Annotated in this window: 18 protein-coding genes; 13 read left to right on the top strand and 5 right to left on the bottom strand. The window is 72.7% G+C overall.

Translation table 11 applies throughout. The features are described from left to right. Nucleotides 1–4: 4 nt before the first annotated feature. On the top strand, nucleotides 5–748 hold the full coding sequence (locus ACEQ2X_RS22415; RefSeq protein WP_370328110.1) for a helical backbone metal receptor: 744 nt from the start codon (nucleotides 5–7) through the stop codon (nucleotides 746–748). 22 nt (nucleotides 749–770) lie between these two features. On the opposite strand, the gene ACEQ2X_RS22420 is transcribed toward ACEQ2X_RS22415, so the two are convergent. Genes ACEQ2X_RS22420 through panB form a run of 4 tightly spaced genes read right to left on the bottom strand, consistent with a single transcriptional unit; the run spans nucleotide 771 to nucleotide 3,673 of the window. Next, entirely contained in the window at nucleotides 771–1,562 is a 792-nt protein-coding gene (locus ACEQ2X_RS22420) for an ABC transporter permease (protein ID WP_370328111.1), read from the bottom strand. Nucleotides 1,563–1,573: 11 nt separating this feature from the next. Then, on the bottom strand, nucleotides 1,574–2,506 hold the full coding sequence (locus ACEQ2X_RS22425) for an ABC transporter ATP-binding protein (RefSeq protein WP_370328112.1): 933 nt from the start codon (nucleotides 2,504–2,506) through the stop codon (nucleotides 1,574–1,576). 37 nt (nucleotides 2,507–2,543) lie between these two features. Further along, on the bottom strand, nucleotides 2,544–2,795 hold the full coding sequence (locus tag ACEQ2X_RS22430; protein ID WP_370328113.1) for a hypothetical protein: 252 nt from the start codon (nucleotides 2,793–2,795) through the stop codon (nucleotides 2,544–2,546). Nucleotides 2,796–2,845: 50 nt separating this feature from the next. Then, complete coding sequence (gene panB / locus ACEQ2X_RS22435; RefSeq protein WP_370328114.1) at nucleotides 2,846–3,673, bottom strand: 3-methyl-2-oxobutanoate hydroxymethyltransferase; 828 nt, start codon at nucleotides 3,671–3,673, stop codon at nucleotides 2,846–2,848. Nucleotides 3,674–3,863: 190 nt separating this feature from the next. Between panB and ACEQ2X_RS22440 the strand changes: the two genes are divergently transcribed. Next, complete coding sequence (locus tag ACEQ2X_RS22440; protein ID WP_370328115.1) at nucleotides 3,864–4,520, top strand: hypothetical protein; 657 nt, start codon at nucleotides 3,864–3,866, stop codon at nucleotides 4,518–4,520. Nucleotides 4,521–4,524: 4 nt separating this feature from the next. Here ACEQ2X_RS22440 and ACEQ2X_RS22445 read toward each other — a convergent pair whose 3' ends face one another. After that, nucleotides 4,525–5,241: a pyridoxamine 5'-phosphate oxidase family protein gene (locus ACEQ2X_RS22445; RefSeq protein WP_370328116.1), complete on the bottom strand. Its 717-nt coding sequence runs from the start codon at nucleotides 5,239–5,241 to the stop codon at nucleotides 4,525–4,527. A gap of 48 nt (nucleotides 5,242–5,289) precedes the next feature. Between ACEQ2X_RS22445 and dtd the strand changes: the two genes are divergently transcribed. The 11 genes from dtd to ACEQ2X_RS22500 all read left to right on the top strand — a co-directional run bounded on the left by dtd (nucleotide 5,290) and on the right by ACEQ2X_RS22500 (nucleotide 20,991). Beyond that, on the top strand, nucleotides 5,290–5,751 hold the full coding sequence (dtd, locus tag ACEQ2X_RS22450; RefSeq protein WP_370328117.1) for a D-aminoacyl-tRNA deacylase: 462 nt from the start codon (nucleotides 5,290–5,292) through the stop codon (nucleotides 5,749–5,751). 306 nt (nucleotides 5,752–6,057) lie between these two features. Beyond that, nucleotides 6,058–6,594 (top strand): SRPBCC family protein, encoded by a 537-nt coding sequence (locus ACEQ2X_RS22455; RefSeq protein WP_370328118.1) that lies wholly within the window; start codon nucleotides 6,058–6,060, stop codon nucleotides 6,592–6,594. 126 nt (nucleotides 6,595–6,720) lie between these two features. After that, nucleotides 6,721–8,145 carry an ammonium transporter gene (locus ACEQ2X_RS22460; protein WP_370328119.1) on the top strand — a complete coding sequence of 475 codons (1,425 nt, stop codon included), beginning with the start codon at nucleotides 6,721–6,723 and terminating at the stop codon, nucleotides 8,143–8,145. 84 nt (nucleotides 8,146–8,229) lie between these two features. Beyond that, complete coding sequence (locus tag ACEQ2X_RS22465) at nucleotides 8,230–9,555, top strand: glutamine synthetase family protein (protein ID WP_370328120.1); 1,326 nt, start codon at nucleotides 8,230–8,232, stop codon at nucleotides 9,553–9,555. Then, complete coding sequence (locus ACEQ2X_RS22470) at nucleotides 9,552–12,416, top strand: bifunctional [glutamine synthetase] adenylyltransferase/[glutamine synthetase]-adenylyl-L-tyrosine phosphorylase (protein WP_370328121.1); 2,865 nt, start codon at nucleotides 9,552–9,554, stop codon at nucleotides 12,414–12,416. Before ACEQ2X_RS22465 ends, ACEQ2X_RS22470 begins: the two co-directional genes overlap by 4 nt. 38 nt (nucleotides 12,417–12,454) lie before the next feature. Further along, nucleotides 12,455–12,787 carry a VOC family protein gene (locus ACEQ2X_RS22475; protein ID WP_370328122.1) on the top strand — a complete coding sequence of 111 codons (333 nt, stop codon included), beginning with the start codon at nucleotides 12,455–12,457 and terminating at the stop codon, nucleotides 12,785–12,787. Continuing rightward, entirely contained in the window at nucleotides 12,784–13,215 is a 432-nt protein-coding gene (locus tag ACEQ2X_RS22480; RefSeq protein ID WP_370328123.1) for an ATP-dependent zinc protease, read from the top strand. The genes ACEQ2X_RS22475 and ACEQ2X_RS22480 overlap by 4 nt, the downstream gene beginning before the upstream one ends. 194 nt (nucleotides 13,216–13,409) lie before the next feature. Beyond that, nucleotides 13,410–13,901: a PssD/Cps14F family polysaccharide biosynthesis glycosyltransferase gene (pssD, locus tag ACEQ2X_RS22485; protein WP_370328124.1), complete on the top strand. Its 492-nt coding sequence runs from the start codon at nucleotides 13,410–13,412 to the stop codon at nucleotides 13,899–13,901. Continuing rightward, on the top strand, nucleotides 13,898–15,340 hold the full coding sequence (locus ACEQ2X_RS22490) for a glycosyltransferase (protein WP_370328125.1): 1,443 nt from the start codon (nucleotides 13,898–13,900) through the stop codon (nucleotides 15,338–15,340). The genes pssD and ACEQ2X_RS22490 overlap by 4 nt, the downstream gene beginning before the upstream one ends. 25 nt (nucleotides 15,341–15,365) lie before the next feature. After that, complete coding sequence (locus ACEQ2X_RS22495) at nucleotides 15,366–19,343, top strand: PKD domain-containing protein (RefSeq protein ID WP_370328126.1); 3,978 nt, start codon at nucleotides 15,366–15,368, stop codon at nucleotides 19,341–19,343. A 49-nt stretch (nucleotides 19,344–19,392) separates the two neighbouring features. Then, the gene (locus tag ACEQ2X_RS22500; RefSeq protein WP_370328127.1) at nucleotides 19,393–20,991 is read left to right on the top strand and encodes a Wzz/FepE/Etk N-terminal domain-containing protein; all 1,599 of its coding nucleotides are present in this window, start codon (nucleotides 19,393–19,395) and stop codon (nucleotides 20,989–20,991) included. Nucleotides 20,992–20,996 lie beyond the last annotated feature (5 nt).

The following is a 20,996-nucleotide window of genomic DNA, read 5'->3' on the forward strand; positions in this document are numbered from 1 at the left end:
CGAGGTGCGGATCGTCTCGATCGTGCCGTCGCTGACCGACCTGGTCGCCTCCCTCGGCGCGGGTGAGGACCTGGTCGCCGTCACCGACTGGTGCACCGACGGGGCCCCCGCGACCGCGGCGCGCATCCGGGGCACGAAGAACCCCGACGTCCAGCGGATCGTCGCGCTGCGCCCCGACGTCGTGCTGGCGAACACCGAGGAGAACACCGCCGAATCCCTCGACCGGCTGCGCGAGGCCGGGCTGGCCGTCGAGGAGACCTACCCGCGGACGGTGGTGGACGCCGCGGCGATGATCCGCCGGGTCGGGGAGGTCCTCGACCGCCGCTCTGCGGCCGAGCCACTGGCCGCCGCCGTCGACGCCGCGCGCGAGGCGGCGTCCTGGCCCGACGACCGTCCCCGGGTGATGGCGCTGACCCTCGTGTGGCGCAAGCCCTGGATGGGGCTCGGCCCGACGACCTACGCCGACGACCTCTTGTGGACGTGCGGGTTCGCGAACGTCCTGAGCGGCGCGGACGAGCCCTACCCGCGGCTCGACCCCGCGCTCGTGCTGGGACCGGACGTCGTGCTGCTGCCGAGCGAGCCGTACGAGTTCGGCGAGGCCGACCTCGAGGCGGTCGCCGAGCTCGTCGGCGCCGACGTCCCCGCCCGGTTCGTCGACGGCCAGGCGCTGACGTGGCACGGACCGCGGACCGCAGAGGCGATCACGACGTTCTCGGCGCTGGCGCGCGAGCTGGCCGGCCTCGGCTGACCGGCCCTCGGCTGACCGGCCCTCAGCTCACCAGCGCCCGGCGCAGCATGCGGACCGCGAGCAGCCAGGCCGCGGCGGTGAACGCCACCACGACCGCGCCGCTGATCAGGAGCTGGCCGACGCCGGTGTCGGCGAAGGCCGCCGCGCGGAACAGCGACACGACGTGGGTGAGGGGGTTGACCCTCGCCGGCAGCCGCAGCCAGGCCGGGGCGTCCTCGACCGGGAAGAAGGACCCGGCCACGACGAACATCGGCACGACCACGCCGGAGATCACGAAGTCGAACTGGTGGGTGCTGCGCAGCTTCGCCGCGAACGCGGCGCCGAAGCAGGCGAACGCGAACCCGCCGACGAACCCGATCAGCGGCACCGTGACCACCCACGGGGAGAGGTCCACCCCGAAGATCGCCGCGATCGTCAGCGTGACGGCCGCGGTCGCCGCGCAGCGGATCCCCGTCCACACCGCCTCGCCGGTCACCAGCTCGGCGACCGTGATCGGGGCTGCCATCAGCCCGTCGTAGAGGTGGTTCTCCGCCCGGCGGAAGTAGCCGTTGATGAACCCCGGGAAGAAGCCGGTGAACAGCACGCCGACGCCGGCCGCGCCCGTGGCCATGAAGTCGATGTAGGGGATGCCCGCCACCTCGGCGACCAGCGCCCCGAACCCGTAGCCGAACGCGAGGAGGTAGACGACCGGCTCGACGATCGACCCGAACATGATCGAGCGCCACACCCGCTTGAAGACCCGCCACTCGCGGTCCACGATCCCGGCGACCGCGTCGGGGCGGAACCGCACGTCGGCGGGGGCTGGCGCGCTCATGGCCCACCCCCTCACAGCTCAGCCCCGGTCAGGGCCACGAAGACGTCCTCGAGGTTGGCGGGACGGCGGGTCCGGTGGTCGAGGTCGTGGGGGTCGAGCACGCGCACGTCGCCCGGACCCTCCAGCCGCTCGGTGGACCCGGTGAAGAGCGCGACGGACGTGCCCGCGGGTCGCGAGGCGATGCCGGCGGCGTCAGCGGCCTCGGCGATGCGGCGGCGGCGGTCGGCGTCGCCGTGCACCTCGATCACGATGTCCGACCCGACGTGGGCGTCGATCAGCGCCGACGGGGATCCGAGCGCGAGCAGCCGGCCGTGGTGGACGATCGCGACGGTGTCGCAGAGCCGCTCGGCCTCCTCGATGTAGTGCGTGGTCAGCACCACGGTCGCGCCGGTCTCCCGCACCCGGCCGATCGTCTGCCACAGCTCCTGGCGGATCTGGGGGTCCAGGCCCACGGTGGGCTCGTCGAGCAGGACCAGGTCGGGGCGGTGCAGCAGGCCGCGGGCGATGAGGAGCCGCCGCCGCATCCCGCCGGAGAGCTCGTCGACGAACGCGTCGGCCTTGTCCTCGAGCTGGGCCAGGGCCAGGCCGTCGTCGACGGCGCGGTCCCGGGCGCCGGCGTCGATCCCGTACAGCCGGGCGAAGACCTCGAGGGTGTCCCGGCAGGTGATCTCGCCGTCGAGGGTGTCGAGCTGGGGCACCAGCCCGGTGCGGGTGCGGACCGCCCGGGACCGTGCCGGCATCGCCATGCCGAGCACCTCGACGCGGCCGGACGTGGGGGTGGCGGCGCCCGTCAGCAGCGACATCAGCGTCGACTTGCCAGCCCCGTTCGGTCCGAGCAGGCCGAAGCAGACCCCGGTCGGCACGACCAGGTCCAGGGCGTCCACGGCGGTGGTCGTCCCGAAGGTCTTGGTGACGCCCTCGATCAGGACGTCGGGTGCGGGCATCCGGACACAGTACGCCGCCCCTGTGACGCCGTCCGGCCTACTGGGTCCCCTCGTCGACGCAGAAGATGGAGCCCTGGTCGATGACGGGTGCCGCCTCCCGCGTCGTCGTGATGATGGCCGTGTCCTCGAAGCACAGCACCGAGAGGTTCGGGAACTGGTCGGCGTTCCGCACGATGATCGCGCGGTCGGGGTCGACGACCTCGAGGCCCTCGAGGTCCTGGTACGCCTGCTGGCAGCCGGCGGCGAGCAGCACCAGGGTCAACAGGAGCAGGGTGGGCAGGCGGCGCATGGCAGATCCCTCTCGTCGCGGGGGCGGACGAGAGGGGTCTACCAGCCCGGTCAGTACTGGTGCTCGGGACCGGGGTAGTCGCCGGACGCCACCTCGGCCGAGTAGGCCTTGGCCGCGGCGACGATCTCGCCGCGCAGGTTGGCGTACTGCTTGACGAAGCGCGGCAGGTGCCCGCCCGTCATGCCGAGGAAGTCGTGGAAGACCAGCACCTGCCCGTCGGTGTCCGGGCCGGCGCCGATGCCGATGACCGGGATGCGCAGGACCTCGGCGACCCGGCGGCCGACGTCGCTCGGCACGGACTCGAGCACCAGCGAGAAGGCGCCGGCGGCCTCCAGCTCGCGGGCCTGGGCGACCAGGCGGTCCGCCGCCTCCTCACCGCGGCCCTGGACCTTGTAGCCGCCCAGCTGGTTGACCGACTGGGGGGTCAGGCCGAGGTGGCCCATGACGGGCACGCCCGCGGCGACCAGGCGGCGGGTCAGCTCGGGGTGGTGGCCCTCCAGCTTCACGGCGTTCGCCCCGGCCTCCTTCAGGACGCGCATGCCGTTGACGAGCCCCTCCTCGAGGCTGGCCTGGTAGCTGCCGAACGGCAGGTCGCCCACGACCAGGGCACGTCGGGCTCCCCGCCGGACGGCGCGGGTGTGGTGGATCATCTCGTCCATGGTGACCGGCACGGTGGAGTCGTGGCCGAGGACCACCATGCCGAGGGAGTCCCCGACGAGGATCACCGGGATCCCGGCCTCGTCGAGGATCGCCGCGGACGTGAAGTCGTACGCGGTCAGCATGGCGAACTTCTCACCAGCGTCGGCGTAGGCCTGCAGGTCCGCGATCGTCACGGGTCGCCCGGCACCGCCGGGCTGAGGGGATGCGTGCACGCTCATGACGTGCGTCCTTCCTGTCCTGCCAGCCGGGGCGTCCCCCCGGTCCAGCGGTCGTCCAGCTCTGCACACCCACGCTACCCCGTCCGCCCGCCCGACACGCAGCGCGAAGGTCTGGGGTGGGTCCCCGATGCGGACGGCACACCCGGCGGATCAGGGTCGGGTCATCGCAACGGGACGACGGAGGTGGTCCATGACAGGAGATGTGCGGCGCCTCGGCGCTGCTGTGCTGGTGGCGGTGATGATCGCGGCGTGCGGCGGCGCGGACGAGCCGACGGTTGAGCCGGACGACACCGCGGACGCCGCGGCGGGGGTAGAGGCGACCGACGCGGTGGAGGCGACCGACGCGGTGGAGGCGTCCGAGGGTGAGACCCCAGCGGAGGGCACCGTGGCGGGAGGGACCGGATCGGAAGGGGGGACGGCGGCGCCGGCGGCCGTCGAGGGGGAGACCTGGACCGCCGACATCGCGTTCGACGACCCCTCCGGCGCGATCGACTACACGACGTCCATCACGTTCGGCATCCCGGCCGACGACCCCGATCTGGCTGCCGTGGAGGCCTCCGGCTACGCCCCGCGCTTGGACCCCGACGAGGGTGGCGGGTACGTCGCGAACCCCGTGTGCGCCTTCATCAACGACTGGGTCCGGGGCACGGGGACCGACGAGGAGCTCATCGGGCTCGCCGAGGCGGCGGCTGCAGAGCACGGTGGCTGCGAGAGCCTCGGCGCGGGGGTCGAGGTGCCGACCGGCGAGACCGGGACGTTCTACCTGGCGGTCCCCGTCGAGGAGATGCCTGACGCCATCGCCGGCATCGAGGGCCCGAACTTCACCCGGTTCGAGCCGGCCGGCTGAGGGCTCACCTCCCCAACAGCGCCCGCACGGACGGCGGCACGTCGATCCCCTCCGCCAGGTCGGGGGAGGGGAGGGGCGCGCCGTAGGCCGTCGACAGCGGGACGACACCGGCCCAGATCGGCAGGTCGAGGTCCTCCGGCTCGTCGTTCACCCCGCCGGTCCGGGCCTTGGCGGACGCCTCGGCCAGCGGCAGGCGGGCGACGGCGGTGGCCTCCAGCTCCCGGGCGGTCGGCGGGCGGACCTCGGCCGCCCGGCCCGGCACGACGTGGTCGACGGTCGCGTCCAGGGCCTGCAGCTTCTCCGCCGGGTCGGTCACCAGGACCGCGTCGCCCATGACCACGACCGAGCGGTAGTTGACGGAGTGGTGGAAGCCCGAGCGGGCCAGCACGAGCCCGTCGTGGAGGGTGACGCTGACGCACACCGGCCAGGGCTCGTGCGCGCTGAGCCCCAGGCGGCTCCCCGTCGACGCGTGCAGGTACATCACGTCGTCCACGCGGACCTGCAGGGTCGGGATGACGACGGGGCGCCCGTCCTGGACGTAGGCCAGGTGGCAGAACGGCGTCGCGTCGAGGATCGAGTGGATCGTCGCGGCGTCGTAGCGGCCCCGGTGCTTGGTGTCGCGTCGCACCTTGACCCGGTCGCTCGCCGGGTGGCCGCGGTCCGGATCGGGTTCGGAGAAGGTGCGCTCGGCGCTGCGGGATGGACGGGGGCTGGCGGTCATGGCGCCGAGTGTGCCGCGGCGCCGGGGGCCACCTCTACGCTGAGTGGCATGCGCGTCGTCCTGCAGCGGGTCCACCGGGCCGCCGTGACCGTCGACGGTCGGGTGACGGGCGCGATCGACCACGGCCTGGTGGCGCTGGTCGGGGTCGGCCGCACGAGCACCGACGAGGACGCCCGCTGGCTGGCCGCCAAGGCCGAGGGCCTGCGGATCTTCCCCGACGACGGGGGCCGGATGAACCGCTCGGTCGTCGACGCCGGGGGCGGGGTCCTCGCGATCAGCCAGTTCACGCTGTACGGGGACGCGACGCGGGGGCGTCGCCCCTCCTTCGTCGCCGCAGCGGACCCCGCCGAGGGGGACCGGCTCTACCGGCTGTTCTGCGACAGCCTCACGGTCCCGGTCGGCCGCGGTGTGTTCGGCGCCCACATGGACATCGACATGGTCTGCGACGGGCCGGTCACCATCACGCTCGAGCGGGAGGGTGCAGGCCAGCCGGGCATGGCCGGCAGCTGACGCACCGAGTGACGCGAACGCCACTGGCGCGCCCGTGTCAGCTCGATCCGGGGGCACCTGCACGCTGTCCGGTGCGCGCTGCCGGGCACCTGCACGTCGTCGGGCACCCTCCGGGACGATGTGCAGGTCGGCCGCGTCCCGCACCCGACGACGGGCAGATCGACCTCCCCGTGCACCCGACGACGTGCAGGGCGACCGCGTCCCGCACCTGACGACGTGCACCCGCACCCGGGCCCGACCGCCCCGCCCGCGCGCCAGCCCCGCCGGACGGGTTCAGCGCCGCCGGCCGTGGGCAAGGATCTCCCGATGGCTCGCTTCACCACCACCGTGCGCACCGACGACGTGTTCGACGCGGACCCCGCCGACGTCTGGTCGGTGATGCAGGACCCCGACGCCCTGGCCGACCTCGCCCCCACCGTCGCGTCGATCACGACCGACGGAGACCGCTGGTGCTGGCGCCTCGTCGGGATCAGCGCCCTCGGGGTGTCTGCCGCCCCCTCGTTCACCGAGCGGATGCGCTACGACCACGACGACCGCCGGATCGACTTCGCCCACGACCCGCCGGCCGGCAAGTCCGAGGCCGCCGGCGCGAGCGGGACCTACCACCTCCGCGAGGTGGATGCGGGCACCTACGTGGCGATCGAGCTGACCGCCCACGTCGACCTCCCCCTCCCCTCGATGATGGGCGGTGCGGTCCGCCGCGTGATGGACCGGGCGATCGTCCTCGGTGGGCAGCGCTTCGCCGACAACCTGCTGCGCCACCTGGGGGTCACCGAGAGCCGCGGCATGGAGGTCGTCGCCCACGACGTCCCGTTCCCGCGGACCCCCGACCGGACCCCCTGACCCCACCCCGGACAGGCTTTACACCGGCGAAACAGTCGGGCAATCGAGAGGGAACCCCCCCTTCCTAGCTTCCTCCCACGTCACGAGTCCGAGCCGATCGCGGGCTCCACCATGGGAGGTACCCCTTTGCGCAAGAAGCTCCTTCTCACCAGTGCGGCGGTGCTCGCCGGCCTGGTGGCGTTCGCCGGCCCCGCGGCCGCGCAGGACGCCGCGACCGTCGACGACGTCGCACTGGTCCAGTTCAACCTCGACGTCGTGTACTTCATGTTGGCCGCGGGCCTGGTCTTCTGGATGCAGGCGGGCTTCGCGATGCTCGAGACGGGCATGACCCGCTCGAAGAACGCCTCCAACATCATGATGAAGAACATGGCGGATGCCCTCTTCGGCATCATCGCCTACTTCCTGATCGGGTTCGGCCTGATGTACGGCGCGTCGGCCGGCGGCTTCATCGGCACCGACACCTTCGCGCTCAGCGCGGGGGCGTACTCCGAGGCGGGCCTGTACGGCGGGGACAGCTTCCTCGCCGCGGACTTCCTGTTCCAGGCCGTCTTCGCCGCCACGGCCGCGACGATCGTGTCCGGCGCGGTGGCCGGTCGGATGAAGTTCTCCGGCTACATCGTCATCACGTTGGTCATGACGACCCTCATCTACCCGATCGTCGGGCACTGGAAGTGGGGCGGGGGCTGGCTCGACGGACTCGGCTTCTACGACTTCGCCGGCTCGACCCTCGTGCACATGACCGGCGGTGTCGCCGCCCTCGTGATCGCCGGGATCCTCGGCCCGCGGATCGGCAAGTTCGGCAAGGACGGCAAGCCGCGAGCCATCCCCGGGCACTCCATGCCCCTCGCCGCGCTCGGCATGTTCATCCTCTTCTGGGGCTGGTTCGGCTTCAACGGCGGGTCGGTCCTGTCCGCTGACGGCGCGCTGGTCGCCCCGGTGCTCCTCACGACGGTCCTGGCCGGCTGCGCCGGCGGGGCGGTCGCGATGGTCTACACCTGGGTCCGCTACGGCAAGCCGGACATCGGCATGACGATCAACGGCGTGCTCGCCGGCCTGGTGGGCATCACCGCCGGCGCGGACCAGGTCGGTGCGCTCGCCGCCCTCGCCATCGGCGTCGTCGCCGGCGTGCTCGTCGCTGTGTCGGTCACCACCGTCGACCGGCTCAGGATCGACGACGCGGTCGGCGCGTTCAGCGTCCACGGCGCCTGCGGCGCCTGGGGCACCCTGGCGGTCGGCATCTGGGCCAACACCGGGTCCGAGGGGCTGACCGGCCTGTGGCACGGCGGCGGGGCCGGCCTGCTGGTCGACCAGCTCATCGGCGTGGTCGCAGTGGCCGCCTTCGTGGCCGCCGCCGCCGCAGCCCTCGCCTACGGGCTGAAGGCCGCCGGGCTCCTGCGGGTCTCCGAGACCGAGGAGATCGAGGGCCTCGACATCCACGAGCACGGCATGTACGGCTACCCGGAGGCCGCGCTCGGCGCCTCCGCCTACCCGGGCGGTCCCGTCACCGCCCCCACGGGCGAGGTCGCCCGCGCCACCGAGGCACCGGCCTAGGCCGGACGACCTCCTGGGACCCACGGGCCACGGCACCCCTCGCCGTGGCCCGTGGCCGTCCGGATAGGCCGTAGGATCTGGCCAATGGACCGTCAGCAGGAATACGTGCTCCGCACCATCGAGGAACGCGACATCGGGTTCGTGCGCCTCTGGTTCTCCGACGTGCTCGGGAACCTCAAGTCCGTGGCCGTCACCGAGAGCGAGGTCGAGGGGGCGTTCGCCGAGGGGATCGGCTTCGACGGCAGCGCGGTCGACGGGTTCGCCCGCGTGCAGGAGAGCGACATGCTGGCGCGGCCCGACGCGTCCACCTTCCAGGTGCTGCCGTGGAAGGAGGGGACGCCCGGCGTGGCCCGCATGTTCTGCGACATCCACACCCCCGAGGGCGAGCCCTTCGCCGCGGACCCCCGCCAGGTGCTCAAGCGCAACATGAGCCGCGCGGCGGAGATGGGCTTCAGCTACTACGTCCACCCCGAGATCGAGTTCTTCCTCTTCGAGGGCGCCGACGACCCCACACCCCTCGACCGCGGCGGCTACTTCGACCTGACGCCGAACGAGATCCAGTCGGACTTCCGCCGCCAGGCGATCACGACGCTCGAGGCGATGGGCATCAGCGTCGAGTACTCCCACCACGAGGTCGCGCCCTCCCAGCACGAGATCGACCTGCGCTACGCCGACGGGCTGACGATGGCGGACAACATCATGACGTACCGCCACGTCATCAAGCAGACCGCGATGCGCAACGGGGTGCACGCGACGTTCATGCCCAAGCCGCTGACCGGCACGTGGGGCAACTCCATGCACACCCACCTGTCGCTGTTCGACGGTGACGCGAACGCCTTCCACGACGCCGACGACCCCTACCACCTGTCGACCGTCGCCCGGCAGTTCACGGCCGGGCTGTTGCGCCACGCACGGGAGATCACCGCGGTCACCTGCCAGTGGGTCAACTCCTACAAGCGGCTGGTCCCCGGCTTCGAAGCGCCCGTCCACGTGTCCTGGGGCCGCCACAACCGGTCGTCGCTGGTCCGCATCCCCCGGTACAAGCCGAACAAGGGCGCCTCGACCCGCATCGAGTACCGGGCGCCGGACCCGGCCTGCAACCCCTACCTCGCCTTCGCGGTCATGCTCGCCGCGGGCCTGAAGGGGATCGAGGAGGGCTACGAGCTGCCGCCGGAGGCCGAGGACAACATCTACGAGATGACCGACGCCGAGCGGCGGGCGGCGGGCATCACGAACCTGCCGACGTCCCTCGACCAGGCCCTCGTCGCGATGGAGGAGTCCGAGCTGGTCGCCGAGGCCCTCGGCGAGCACGTGTTCGACTTCTTCCTCCGCAACAAGTGGCAGGAGTGGGAGGACTACCGGTCCCAGGTCACGCCGTTCGAGCTGGAGCGCTACCTGCCGACCCTGTGATCGACCTCGCGGCCGCCGCCAACCCCGACTGGGCCGCCGAGGCCGTCGAGCGGCTCGACGCCGACGCGCTGCCCGCGGGGGAGGACGCGCGACGCCGCCTGGCGGTGCTGCTCGGGTCGTCCCAGGCCTTCGGGGACCTCCTCGCCAGCCGACCCCAGCTCCTCGAGGTGCTGGACGAGGCCGAACCCACCGCCTGGGACGCCGCGACGATCCGCGAGCGGGCCCGCACGACCGGGCGGGACGCCGGCTGGCTGCTCGACATCCAGCGCGAGGGGTTGCTGCGCGTCGCCCTCCGCGACCTCCTCGGCCTGGTCGACACCCCGCAGACCGCGGAGGAGCTGAGCGACCTCGCCGACGGCGTCCTCGGCGCCGCCCTGGACGAGGCCGTCGCCGACGAGGCAGCCGACGCCGCGGAGGTCGCCGTCCTCGCGATGGGGAAGCTCGGCGGGCAGGAGCTCAACTACGTCTCGGACGTCGACGTCATCTTCGTCCACCGCGGCGACACCGCCGCGGCCGAGCGGGTCGCCCGCCGCGTGATGCAGGTGGCGGGCGGCCACGGACCGGGCGGGGTCTGCTACGAGGTCGACGCGAACCTCCGGCCGGAGGGTCGCAACGGGCCGCTGACCCGCACCCTCGAGAGCTACGAGGCCTACTACGAGCGCTGGGCGAAGACCTGGGAGTTCCAGGCGCTGCTCAAGGTGCGCCCGATCGCCGGGCCGCCGGACCTCGGCGAGGCGTTCGAGGCGCTCGTCGCGCCGCGGGTGTGGCCGGAGTCGCTCGGCGGGGACGCGGTCGAGGAGATCCAGGCCATGAAGCGCCGCGTCGAGCGGTCGAAGCCGGTGGTGCGGGACGGGGAGCGGCAGCTCAAGCTCGCCCCCGGCGGGCTGCGCGACATCGAGTTCGCCGTGCAGCTGCTCCAGCTGGTCCACGGCCCCGCCGACCCGGAGCTGCGGGCGCGCGGCACCCTGCCGGCGCTGTCGGCCCTGGCCCACGGCGGGTACGTCGACGACGGCGACGCCAACCTGTTCGACGACGCCTACCGGTTCCTCCGCACCGTCGAGCACCGCCTCCAGCTCCGCCAGCTGCGCCGCACCCACACCATCCCCGCAGACGATGCCGAGCGGCAGCGGCTGGCCCGCACCGTCGGGTTCCGCGACCTGCCGGTCCGCAGCGCCGTCGAGGCGTTCGACCGCGAGCTCGCCCGCGTCCGGACCGGCGTGCGGCGCATCCACCAGCAGCTCTTCTACCGGCCGCTGCTCGCCACGATCGCCTCCTGGGGCATCGACGAGCGCGTCGCCGACGGGCAGCTCGTGGACGGGCAGGTCGCCGAGGATCGCCGACTCGACGCGGACGCGGTCCGCACCCGCCTGCACGCCCTGTCCTTCGACGCGCCCGGGCAGGCCCTCCGCCACCTCGAGGCGATGCTGCGCGGATCGGGGCGCACCGCCCGCCAGCTGCGCGTGGTCCTGCCGGCCATGCTCGAGGCGCTGAGCGACACCCCCGACCCCGACGCCGGCCTGGCCGCCCTCCGGTCGCTCGCGGAGTCCCTGCGGGACAACCCGCGGTTCCTCCGGACCGTGCGGGACAACCCGGCGGCCGCCCGGCACCTCGCCCGCGTCCTCGGGGCCAGCCCGCGCCTGGGGGAGTGGTTCGGACGCCAGCCCGAGGTGCTGCGGCTCTTCGACGAACCCGAGGCGCTCGCCCGACCGCGCACCCGCGAGGAGCTGCACGCCGGCGCCGCCGGGTTGGTCCGCCGCGGGGGCGGGGGGACCAGCGGTGACGCGCTGCGGCGCTACAAGCGGCGCGAGGCGCTCCGCGCGGCTGTCCGGTCGGTCACGGGGGAGGCGGATGTCGTCACCGTCGGCCAGGAGCTCACCTGGCTGTCAGAGGGGCTGTTGCAGGCGGCCCTCGCGACCGTGCTGGCGGACGAGGACGTCCGCCTGTCGATCATCGCCCTCGGCCGGTTCGGGGCGGGGGAGCTGAGCCACTCCTCGGACCTCGACGTCATGTTCGTCCACGAGGGGGACACCGCGGTGGCCGAGGAGGCGGCGACCGCCGTCGTCGACCTGCTGGCCCAGATCACGCCGGAGGGTGCGGCGTTCCGCATCGACACCGGCCTGCGCCCCGAGGGGCGGCACGGGCCGCTGTCGCGCAGCCTCGACTCCCACCTGGCCTACTACGGCCGGTGGGCGGGGGACTGGGAGCTGCTTGCGATGACCCAGGCCCGCCCCGTCGCGGGTGACGAGGCGCTCGGACAGGCCTTCATCGACGGGATGCGGCCCCTGGTCTACGCCGACCCGGTCCCGACCGAGCGCCTGGTGGCGGTGCGGAAGATGAAGGCCCGCCTCGAGTCCGAGCGCGCCGGGGGGAAGGCGCCGCGACCCGCCGCCCAGCGGCCGCGCCGGACCCCCCCGTCACGCCCGCGGAGCGTCCGGTCCATCACCGCCCAGGGGAGCGGCCGCGGCGGGCCGCGGACCTCGCGCGACGACCTCAAGCTCGGTCCGGGCGGGCTCAGCGACGTCGAGTGGACCGTCCAGCTCCTCGGGCTGGTGCACGGCGCGACCGACCCGTCGGTCCGTGTGCCGGGGACGCTGCCGGCACTCGACGCCCTGGTGGCGGCCGGGGCGCTGACGGGGGAGGAGGGGGTGTGGCTCAGGTCCGGCTGGACGCTGCTCAGCCAGGTCCGCAACACCCTCTACCTGGTGGGGGAGCGGGAGACCTCGTCGCTCCCGCAGTCACCCGACCGCCTGGCCCGCCTCGCCCACGCCATGCACTACGACGCCATCCAGGAGCTGACCCAGGACGTCGACCGGGCGCGCCGCCGGATCCGCAAGGTCTTCGACCGGCGGTTCTTCGCCTGATCGGGGCAGACGTCCCGGACCGCTAGCATCCCCCGCGCGTGCTAGCCGAGATCATCATCACCGTCGCCGATGTCGACGAGGCCGTCAGCTTCTACACCGAGACCGTCGGCCTCGAGTACCTCCGCCGCGTCCGCGTCGACGAGACGAGCCTGGTGCTCCTCGACGCCGGCGGCACGCGCGTGGCGCTGATGGCCGGTCCCGACCCCTCGATCCGGCTGGCCTTCGCCAGCAGCGACGTGGAAGCCGACCACCGGCGGCTCGGACGACGCCAGGTCGACACCCCGATCGCCCCGACCCGCGCGCAGGGCGGCATGGTCCTGCCCTTCGCCGACCCGTGGGGGAACCCCCTCGCGTTCTGGGAGGCGACGTGAGCGGCGGCGGGCTCGTGATCGGCTGGCGGGAGTGGATCACCCTGCCCGACCTCGGCGTCACCGTGAAGGCGAAGGTCGACACCGGCGCCAGGACCTCCGCCATCCACGCGTTCGACATCGTCCGCGACGGCGACGAGCTGTCCTTCGCGTTGCACCCCCGCCAGCACGACGACGAGCACGTCGTCGCCGTCACCTGTCCCCTCCTCGACGTCCGGGAGGTCCGCTCGTCCTCGGGGCAGGTGCAGGAGCGGTACGTCATCAAGACGTGGGCGAAGCTGCACCGGCGCCGCTGGCAGATCGAGCTGACCCTGGCCAGCCGCGACGAGATGGGCTTCCGGATGCTGCTCGGGCGCACCGCCATGCGCGGTCGCTTCCTCGTCGACCCGGCGGCCAGCTACCTCGCCGGCGGCGGTGAGGACGCCGCCTAGCACCGCCTACCCTGCGCGACCCGCACCGGTTCCACGTCACCGTGCGTCCACACCACTACGGTCTCCTTCGCGACAACTTCACGCTTCGTGCCCGAAACCGTGGCACCATTACGCAATGTGACGGGCTTGCCCGTCACGATCACGCCGCACGCGGGGCTCAAGCCACCCGGGGGGCGTGACGATCAGGACGAGAGATGCACCACGCCCCTGCAGCACCACCGCGCCACGGCCCACGGCAGACCGTGCTCATCGTCGGGTCCTCCGGCGGGCACCTCACCCAGATGCGCGCGCTCGAGCCGTGGTGGTCCAAGCACGACCGGGTCTGGGTCACCTTCGACATGGTGGACGCGAACAGCTCGCTCGAGGGCGAGGAGGTCGTCTACGCCTACCACCCGACGACCCGCCACATCCCGAACCTGCTGCGCAACCTGTGGCTGGCCTGGCGGGTGCTGCGGCGCACCCGGCCTGACGTGATCGTGTCGTCCGGGGCCGGCGTGGCGCTCCCGTTCTTCCTGCTCGGGCGCCTCTTCGGGGTGACCACCGCCTACATCGAGGTGTACGACCGCATCGACACCCCGAGCCTGACCGGCCGGCTGTGCCGTCCCCTCAGCACGCTCTTCTTCCTGCAGTGGGAGGAGCAGCTGCGGAACTACCCTGGCGCCGTGGTGATCGGACGGCTGCTGTGACCGCACTCGACCAGGCGAGGCCCGCGGCGTCGCCGTTGCCCGAACGTCCCTTCGTCCTCGTCACCGTCGGTACCGACCACCACCCCTTCGACCGGCTGGTCGAGTGGGTGGACCGCTGGGTGGCCGCGCGGGGGCCCGCGGTGGCCTGCGTCGTGCAGTACGGCACGTCGGCGTCGCCGACGGCGTCGACGGGGACCGCCTACCTCGAGCACGACGTCCTCGTGTCCGCGATGAGCCGGGCGACCGCGGTGGTGTGCCACGGCGGGCCCGGGACGATCCTCGAGGCGCGCGCCGCCGGCCACGTCCCGATCGTCGTGCCGCGGTCGAAGGCGCTGGGCGAGCACGTCGACGACCACCAGGTCCACTTCTCCCGCCGGCTGGCGGACAACGGCGACGTGGTGCTGGTGGGATCCGCCGACGCCCTGGCCGAGGCCCTCGACCAGGTCCTGGACGGTGAGTCCGAGCCGGCGGCCGTGACCGGGGACGACGGGACCTGCTCGGCGGTCGAGGTGTTCGAGGCGATGGTGGACGACGCGGTCGCCCAACGGCAGCGGTCCTCACGCCGACGTCGCCGCCGTGGGCAGACCGCGGGCCTGGACCACCTCGGGGCGGGCTCGACGGCGACCGCGGAGCCTGCGTCCGACCAGGTCGGGGTCCTGCTGATCGCGGGGATGGGCCGGAGCGGCAGCACGCTGCTCGACCGCATGCTCGGCGAGGTGGAGGGGTGCGTCTCGCTCGGCGAGGTCGTGCACCTGTGGAGCCGCGGGGTCCGCGACGACGAGCGCTGCGCCTGCGGGGAGCGCTTCAGCCGCTGCGCGTTCTGGACCGCGGTGGGCGAGGAGGCCTTCGGCGGCTGGGCGAACGTCGACGTGGAGGCGGTGCTCGCCGCGCAGCGGGCCGTCGAGCGGGACCGCCACCTGTTGAAGCTCGCCACCCGCCCGGGGGTCCTGCGCGGGTTCGACGCCGACGTCGAGGCCTACGGCCGGTCACTGCTGGCGGTGTACCGCGCCGTGCAGCGCCTGACCGGCGCCCGGTGGCTGGTCGTCTCGAGCACGGACGTGGCGACGATGTACCTGCTGCGCCGCCTCGACAGGGTCGACCTCCGGATCGTGCACCTCGTCGGCGACGCGGGCGCCCGCGGCGACGCTGGCCTCGGGCGCGCTGCGAGCGCGGTCGTACGGTCCCTGTGGTACAACTCACGCCTGCACCCGTTCGGGGCGACCGGTGTGCCGTCGTCGCGGGTGCGCGTCAGATCACTGGTCGCACATCCGCGATCGCACCTGGAGCACGTACTGGACCTCATCGAGATGTCCGATGCCTCGCCGCCCGTCCCAGAGGGCGCGCGACGGGCGACGCTCGACCAGTGGGGCATCGACCCCTCGGCGCACGCGGTCCCACGTCCCACCTCTTCCCGCTCCACGCCGCGTCGGCGGCTGTGATCCTCGCAAGACCCTAGGCGGAACCATGTACCCCTCCCGATCGCAGACCCGCATCCGCACGGTGGTGCTCGCAGTCCTCACCGTGCTGTGCACGGTGGCGCCGCTCGTGCCGGCCGCCGCGGTGCAGGTGCCCCTCGACGTCCTCGTCAGCGCCGACCCGGCGAACAACACGCCGCACGCGCTGAACGGACGCGTCAACGCGATCATGCCGGTCGGTGACCGGGTGATCGTCGGCGGATCGTTCACACGCATCGCCAACGAGGGCGACGGCACGCCCATCGACCGCCCCTACCTGTTCGCCTTCGACGCCGCCACCGGCGTGATCGACACCGGGTTCAACCCCGCGGTGAACGGGACGGTGGAGGCCATCGACGTGTCGGATGACGGCACGGCGCTGTTCGTCGGCGGCGCGTTCAGCTCCGCCGGCGGTCGCGCGCAGCAGAACTTGGCGAAGCTCGACGCCGCGACCGGCGCGGCGGATCCCGCCTTCGACGCTGCGCCCAGCCACCGTGTGCGTGACGTCGTGCTGTCAGGCAGTCGCGTGTTCATCGGCGGTCTGTTCTGGAACGTGAGCGGCGCCCACCGCAGCGGCTTCGCAGCCGTCGACGCGGTGACCGGTGCCGTCGATCCCGGTGTGGACCTCGAGTTCGCCGACCCGTTCGGGAACGGTGGCGTCGTCCAGACGATGAAGCTGGACGTGACGCCGGACGGGACCCGTGTGGTGGCGATCGGGAACTTCGGCACAGTCGAGGGCCAGCCGCGGTCGCAGATCGTGGTGATCGAGGTCGACGGGCCGCAGGCACGTGTCTCCGATTGGCACACCGGCCTGTACGCCCAGACCGCCTCCAACGGGGCTTCCTGGTGTTCCCCCTCGTTCCACAGCTACATGCGCGATGTGGACATCGCCCCCGACGGGTCGTACATGGTGGTGGTCACGACCGGCGCCTACCGCGCGGGGCGGTTGTGCGACTCATCGGCGCGCTGGGAGCTGGGTACGTCCGGGCCGAACCAGACGCCCACGTGGGTCAACCACACCGGTGGTGACACCCTCTACGGCGTGGCGGTCACCGGTGAAGCGGTCTACATCGGTGGGCACAACCGCTGGGTGAACAACCCCTTCGCGGGCGACCGGCAGGGGCCGGGGGCCGTCCCGCGCGAAGGGCTCGCGTCCCTCGATCCGACGAACGGGCTGCCGTTCTCCTGGGACCCGGGCCGCGACCTCGGCGTCGGTGTGTTCGACATGGTGACCTCGCCCAGGGGGCTGTACATCGGCAGCGACACCGATCGCGTGGGTCGTTGGGAGTATCACGGCCGGTTGGCGATGTTCCCGTCGGCGACCGGTGCTCCCATCCCGCCCGCTCACCCCGGACCCATCCCCGGGCAGCTGCTCACCGGGTCCGGGAACGCGCTGACGTCAGCGGCCTTCGACGGGACGACGGTCGGGACTCCCGCGCCGATCGCGGGGCTGGACTGGTCCCGGGTCCGGGCGGCGATGGTGTTGAGCGGATCGCTCTACACCGCCGAGTCCGACGGGACCTTCCGGGTCCGCCCCTTCGACGGCGCCACCGCAGGCCCGTCCACCTCCCTCGACCTCCGCGGGCTCACCAGCAGCCACTTCCCGGTGGGCTTCCTCAACGGGATGGCCTTCGACGCAACGCGTGGGCGGCTGTACTACACCGTCCAGGGGCAGAACCGCCTCTACTACCGGTACTTCACCCCTGAGAACGGCGTCTTCGGCGCCGAGACCTTCATCGCCGCCGAGGGTGGCCCGCTCAACTGGAGCAACGTCCGAGGCCTGCACCTCCACGGCGATCAGCTGTACACGACCGGCACGGACGGCAACCTCTCACGGACGTCCTTCGTGGACGACGCGGTCGTCCCGGGGACCACGACGGTGGTGTCCGGACCGGCGGTCGGGGACGGTCGCACCTACTCCGGTCGCGGGCTGACGGTCCACTCGCCGTCCGGTCACGTCGGCCCGAACGTCCCACCCGCCGCACGGGCCACCGTGACGTGCGTCGAGGCGACGTGTCGGTTCGGGTCCACGGGGAGCCACGACCCTGACGGGATCCTGTCGTCGTTCAGCTGGGACTTCGGAGACGGCACGACCGCCTCGGGTCCCGGCGCCGAGCACACGTTCGGCGACGGCGCCTTCACGGTCACCCTCACTGTCACCGACGCCCGTGGGGCGAGCGCATCGACCACCGTCCCCGTGTCGATCTCCCAGCCCCCGGTCGCGGCGTTCGACGTGACCTGCACCCACCTCGAGTGCCAGTTCGACGCGTCGACCTCCACCGACGGGAGCGAGATCACCTCCTACGCCTGGGACCTGGGCGACGGTACGACCGCGACGGGGGTGACGGCGGCGCACACCTACGCGAACCCCGGCACCTACGAGGTGGTCCTGACGGTCACCGACGACACCGGCCTGACCGCGACGACCAGCCGCGAGGTCAACGTCAGCGACGCCTTGGAAGCCATCACCTTCCTGGGTTCGTCGTCGGTGACGGACAACCGCACATCGTTCACCGTCGAGGTGCCTGACAGCGTCCGGCCCGGCGACCTGATGGTCCTGTTCGCCTCGTTCAACGAGACCGACCAGAACCCGCAACCCACCACCCTCCCTGGCTGGACCAGCCTGGACACCGTCGTGGCCGGCCGCCTGAGGACCAGCGCCTGGTGGCGGATCGCTGAGGTCGGCGACGAGACCAGGGCGGAGACGCTGAGCCTGAACCGGTACCTCAAGGGTGACGTGACGCTGCTGGCCTACGGCGGCACCAGTCCGACCGTGCCGGTGGCGATCGCCGCCGGGCAGGCAGAGACCGAGTACCGGACCGAGCACACCACCCCGGTCGTCCCATCGGGTCTGAACGAGGGCACGGTCGTGTCGTACTGGGCCGACCGCACCTCCGGGACCACCTCCTGGTCGGTCCCCGCCGGCCAGAACGTGCGTCACGAGGGCTACGGCCTGGGTGGCGGGCGGGTGTCCGCCGTCGTGGCCGATGCGGCCTTCACGACCCCGGGCGACGTGGGCGGCATCACCGCGGTCTCGGACGAGACGAACCGCAACGCGACGACGTGGTCGATCGTCCTGGCGCCCGTCGGCGTGACCGAGACCACGAACCGCGTGCCGGTCGCTGAGCCGACGACGAGCTGCATCGACCTGCAGTGCCAGTTCGATGCATCCGCATCCTTCGACGTCGACGGCGAGATCGTCGACCACGTGTGGGACTTCGGGGATGGGACAACGGCATCTGGCGTGACGGCAACCCACGCGTACGCGGCGGCTGGCGTCTACGAGGCGACCCTGACCGTCACCGACGACGACGGCGAATCGTCCATCGCGCCGTTCAAGGTCACCGTGCAGGCTCCGGCGGCCGGCATCCGGTTCATCGGGGCGTCCGGGGTGAACGACAACGCGTCGAGCTTCGAGGTCGAGGTGCCGCCCGGCACCGAGCCCGGCGACGCGATGGTGTTGGCGGTCTCCACCAACGTCGCGGCCGCCCAGGCGACCCCGCCCGCCGGGTGGACGTCGCTCGGGCGGATCGAGGACCAGTCGATGTCCACCCAGCTGTTCGCCCGCGTGGCGTCGGCCGAGGACATCGGCGGTCTCGTGCAGGTCGGCACGTCGGCGTTCACGAAGGCCGACCTGAGCCTGAGCGTGTGGGAGGGTACCTCGCTCACGGCCCCCGTCGCCGCGGTCGGCTACGCGGTTGAGGAGGCCGACACGGCATCGCACACCACCCCCGTGCTGGAGAACCCCGTCGACGGCGGGCTCGTCGTCTCCTACTGGGCGGACAAGACGTCCGCGACCACGAACATCGCGCCACCACCGGGTCACACCACTCGGCGTCTGGGCGTCGGGTCGGGCGGCGGGCGGATCACCTCCCTGGTCGCCGACAGCGGCATCCACGCTGCGGGGCCGGTCGGCGGTGCGACGGCGACGTCCGACTCGGTCAACGGCAAGGCGACGATGTGGACCATCGTCCTCGCGCCTCGCTAGTGGTGGACATGCCCCAGGGCGCGGGCGCTGGCCCGTCGCCCAGATCCGCATGAGCGCGACGCCACCGGACCTCCCGACCGCGGGTGACTACCTCGCCGTCCTCCGTCGCCGCTGGGCACTGATCGTCGTGTCCGTCGTGGTGGCGGGGATGGCAGCGCAGCTGTACGTCGCGGTGGTGCCCGACGAGTACGAGAGCTCCGCGACGGTGCTTGTCCGACCGATCACGCGAGATCCCCTGGAGGCGTACGACCGCGCGGGGGATCTCGTGGACCTGCAGACCGAGCTCCAGCTGGTGACCTCCCCGTTGGTGGTGGATCGCGCGCGACCCGTCATCGGGGATGCACCGGTCGACGAGGTGCAAGAGCGGATGGCGGTCGAGGCTCCGGGCGACGCCGATGTGATGCGGATCACGTACCGGGCGCCGGGTCCGTCGCAGGCCGCCGCGGGGGCCAACGCGCTGGCCGAGGCGTACCTCGCGGTGCGGCTCGACAGGGGCTCCGCGGCGATCTCGGGGTCCACCGACGCGATCGAGGAGCGCCTCGCCGAGCTGAGCGACGAGTTGGAGGACGTCTCGGCGACCATCGCCGCCACCGCGGACGACCCGGAGTCGCTCGACGCCATCGACGCGCAGAACCGCCGAACCCTCCTGCAGGGGCAGATCAGCTTGCTCTCCGCCGAGCTGGCACAGCGCCTGTCGACCAGCATCGACGCCGGAGAGGTCATCGCGCCGGCCGTCGAACCTGCCGCGCCCAGCAGCCCCCAACCCGTGCGCGCGATGATCGTCGCGCTGCTCGCTGGTGCGGTCCTCGGTGTCCTGGCGGCGTTCGTGCGCGACCGGTTGGACGACAACCTGCGAGATGCCGGTGTCGCCGGGCGAGCGCTGCACGCCCGCGTCCTCGCGGTCGTCCCCGGGGGAGGCGGGCTCCGCACCCGCAACCGGTCCATGGTGAACGCGTACCGGCGGCTCGCGGTCACCCTTGACGACCGGCGGCCTGACGCGCTGATCGTCGCCAGCTACGAGCCGCTCGCTGAACGCACCTCGACGGCGGTCAACCTCGCGATCACGTTGGCGGAGGAGCACCGGGTGCTGCTCGTCGACGTGCCGAGCGGACACCCGGCGGTGCAGGAGCTGCTCAACTCGAACCTCGACGCAGCCCGCCGCGGCCTGGTCGTCGAGTCGGGTGTGGGTAGGGAGATCGTGGAGCTCCACCAGCCGGCGCCCCTCCACCTGATCGCGGCGGAGTCGTCCAGTCCGGCCTCGTCGCGGTACGGCCAGAGCAAGGGGACCATGACCGCGCTGCTCGACGTCGTCGGCGGTGCCTACGACTTCGTGATCGTGGACGCCGCCCCGCTGTCGGAGTCGACGGATGCCCTCGAGCTGCGCGAGGTGTCGAGCGGCGTCGTGTTCGCCGTCCGCGTCGGCGACACCCGCTTGTCGGACCTGGCAGAGGCGGCGGAGACCCTGGACCAGGTCGGCTTGCGGATCCTGGGCGTCGTCGTGCACACGAAGCGTCGCCGCCGGGGCAGGGTGGACAGCGGCCTGGCCCGGCAGGTCGCCGATGCAGGTGCGTCGGCGACCGGTCGGGGTGACCTCACCAGCGCTGCCGGCCGACGCGCGGGAGGGACGGCAGACGCCAGGCGGTCATGACCCCG

Source organism: Euzebya sp., assembly GCF_964222135.1.
GTDB lineage: Bacteria > Actinomycetota > Nitriliruptoria > Euzebyales > Euzebyaceae > Euzebya.

Coding starts and splice junctions, on each gene's coding strand:
- panB (WP_370328114.1), bottom strand. CDS start 3,673: ATGAGCGTGCACGCATCCCCTCAGCCCGGCGGTGCCGGGCGACCCGTG.
- ACEQ2X_RS22425 (WP_370328112.1), bottom strand. CDS start 2,506: ATGCCCGCACCCGACGTCCTGATCGAGGGCGTCACCAAGACCTTCGGG.
- ACEQ2X_RS22445 (WP_370328116.1), bottom strand. CDS start 5,241: ATGACCGCCAGCCCCCGTCCATCCCGCAGCGCCGAGCGCACCTTCTCC.
- dtd (WP_370328117.1), top strand. CDS start 5,290: ATGCGCGTCGTCCTGCAGCGGGTCCACCGGGCCGCCGTGACCGTCGAC.
- ACEQ2X_RS22465 (WP_370328120.1), top strand. CDS start 8,230: ATGGACCGTCAGCAGGAATACGTGCTCCGCACCATCGAGGAACGCGAC.
- pssD (WP_370328124.1), top strand. CDS start 13,410: ATGCACCACGCCCCTGCAGCACCACCGCGCCACGGCCCACGGCAGACC.
- ACEQ2X_RS22430 (WP_370328113.1), bottom strand. CDS start 2,795: ATGCGCCGCCTGCCCACCCTGCTCCTGTTGACCCTGGTGCTGCTCGCC.
- ACEQ2X_RS22455 (WP_370328118.1), top strand. CDS start 6,058: ATGGCTCGCTTCACCACCACCGTGCGCACCGACGACGTGTTCGACGCG.
- ACEQ2X_RS22500 (WP_370328127.1), top strand. CDS start 19,393: ATGAGCGCGACGCCACCGGACCTCCCGACCGCGGGTGACTACCTCGCC.
- ACEQ2X_RS22440 (WP_370328115.1), top strand. CDS start 3,864: ATGACAGGAGATGTGCGGCGCCTCGGCGCTGCTGTGCTGGTGGCGGTG.
- ACEQ2X_RS22495 (WP_370328126.1), top strand. CDS start 15,366: ATGTACCCCTCCCGATCGCAGACCCGCATCCGCACGGTGGTGCTCGCA.
- ACEQ2X_RS22420 (WP_370328111.1), bottom strand. CDS start 1,562: ATGAGCGCGCCAGCCCCCGCCGACGTGCGGTTCCGCCCCGACGCGGTC.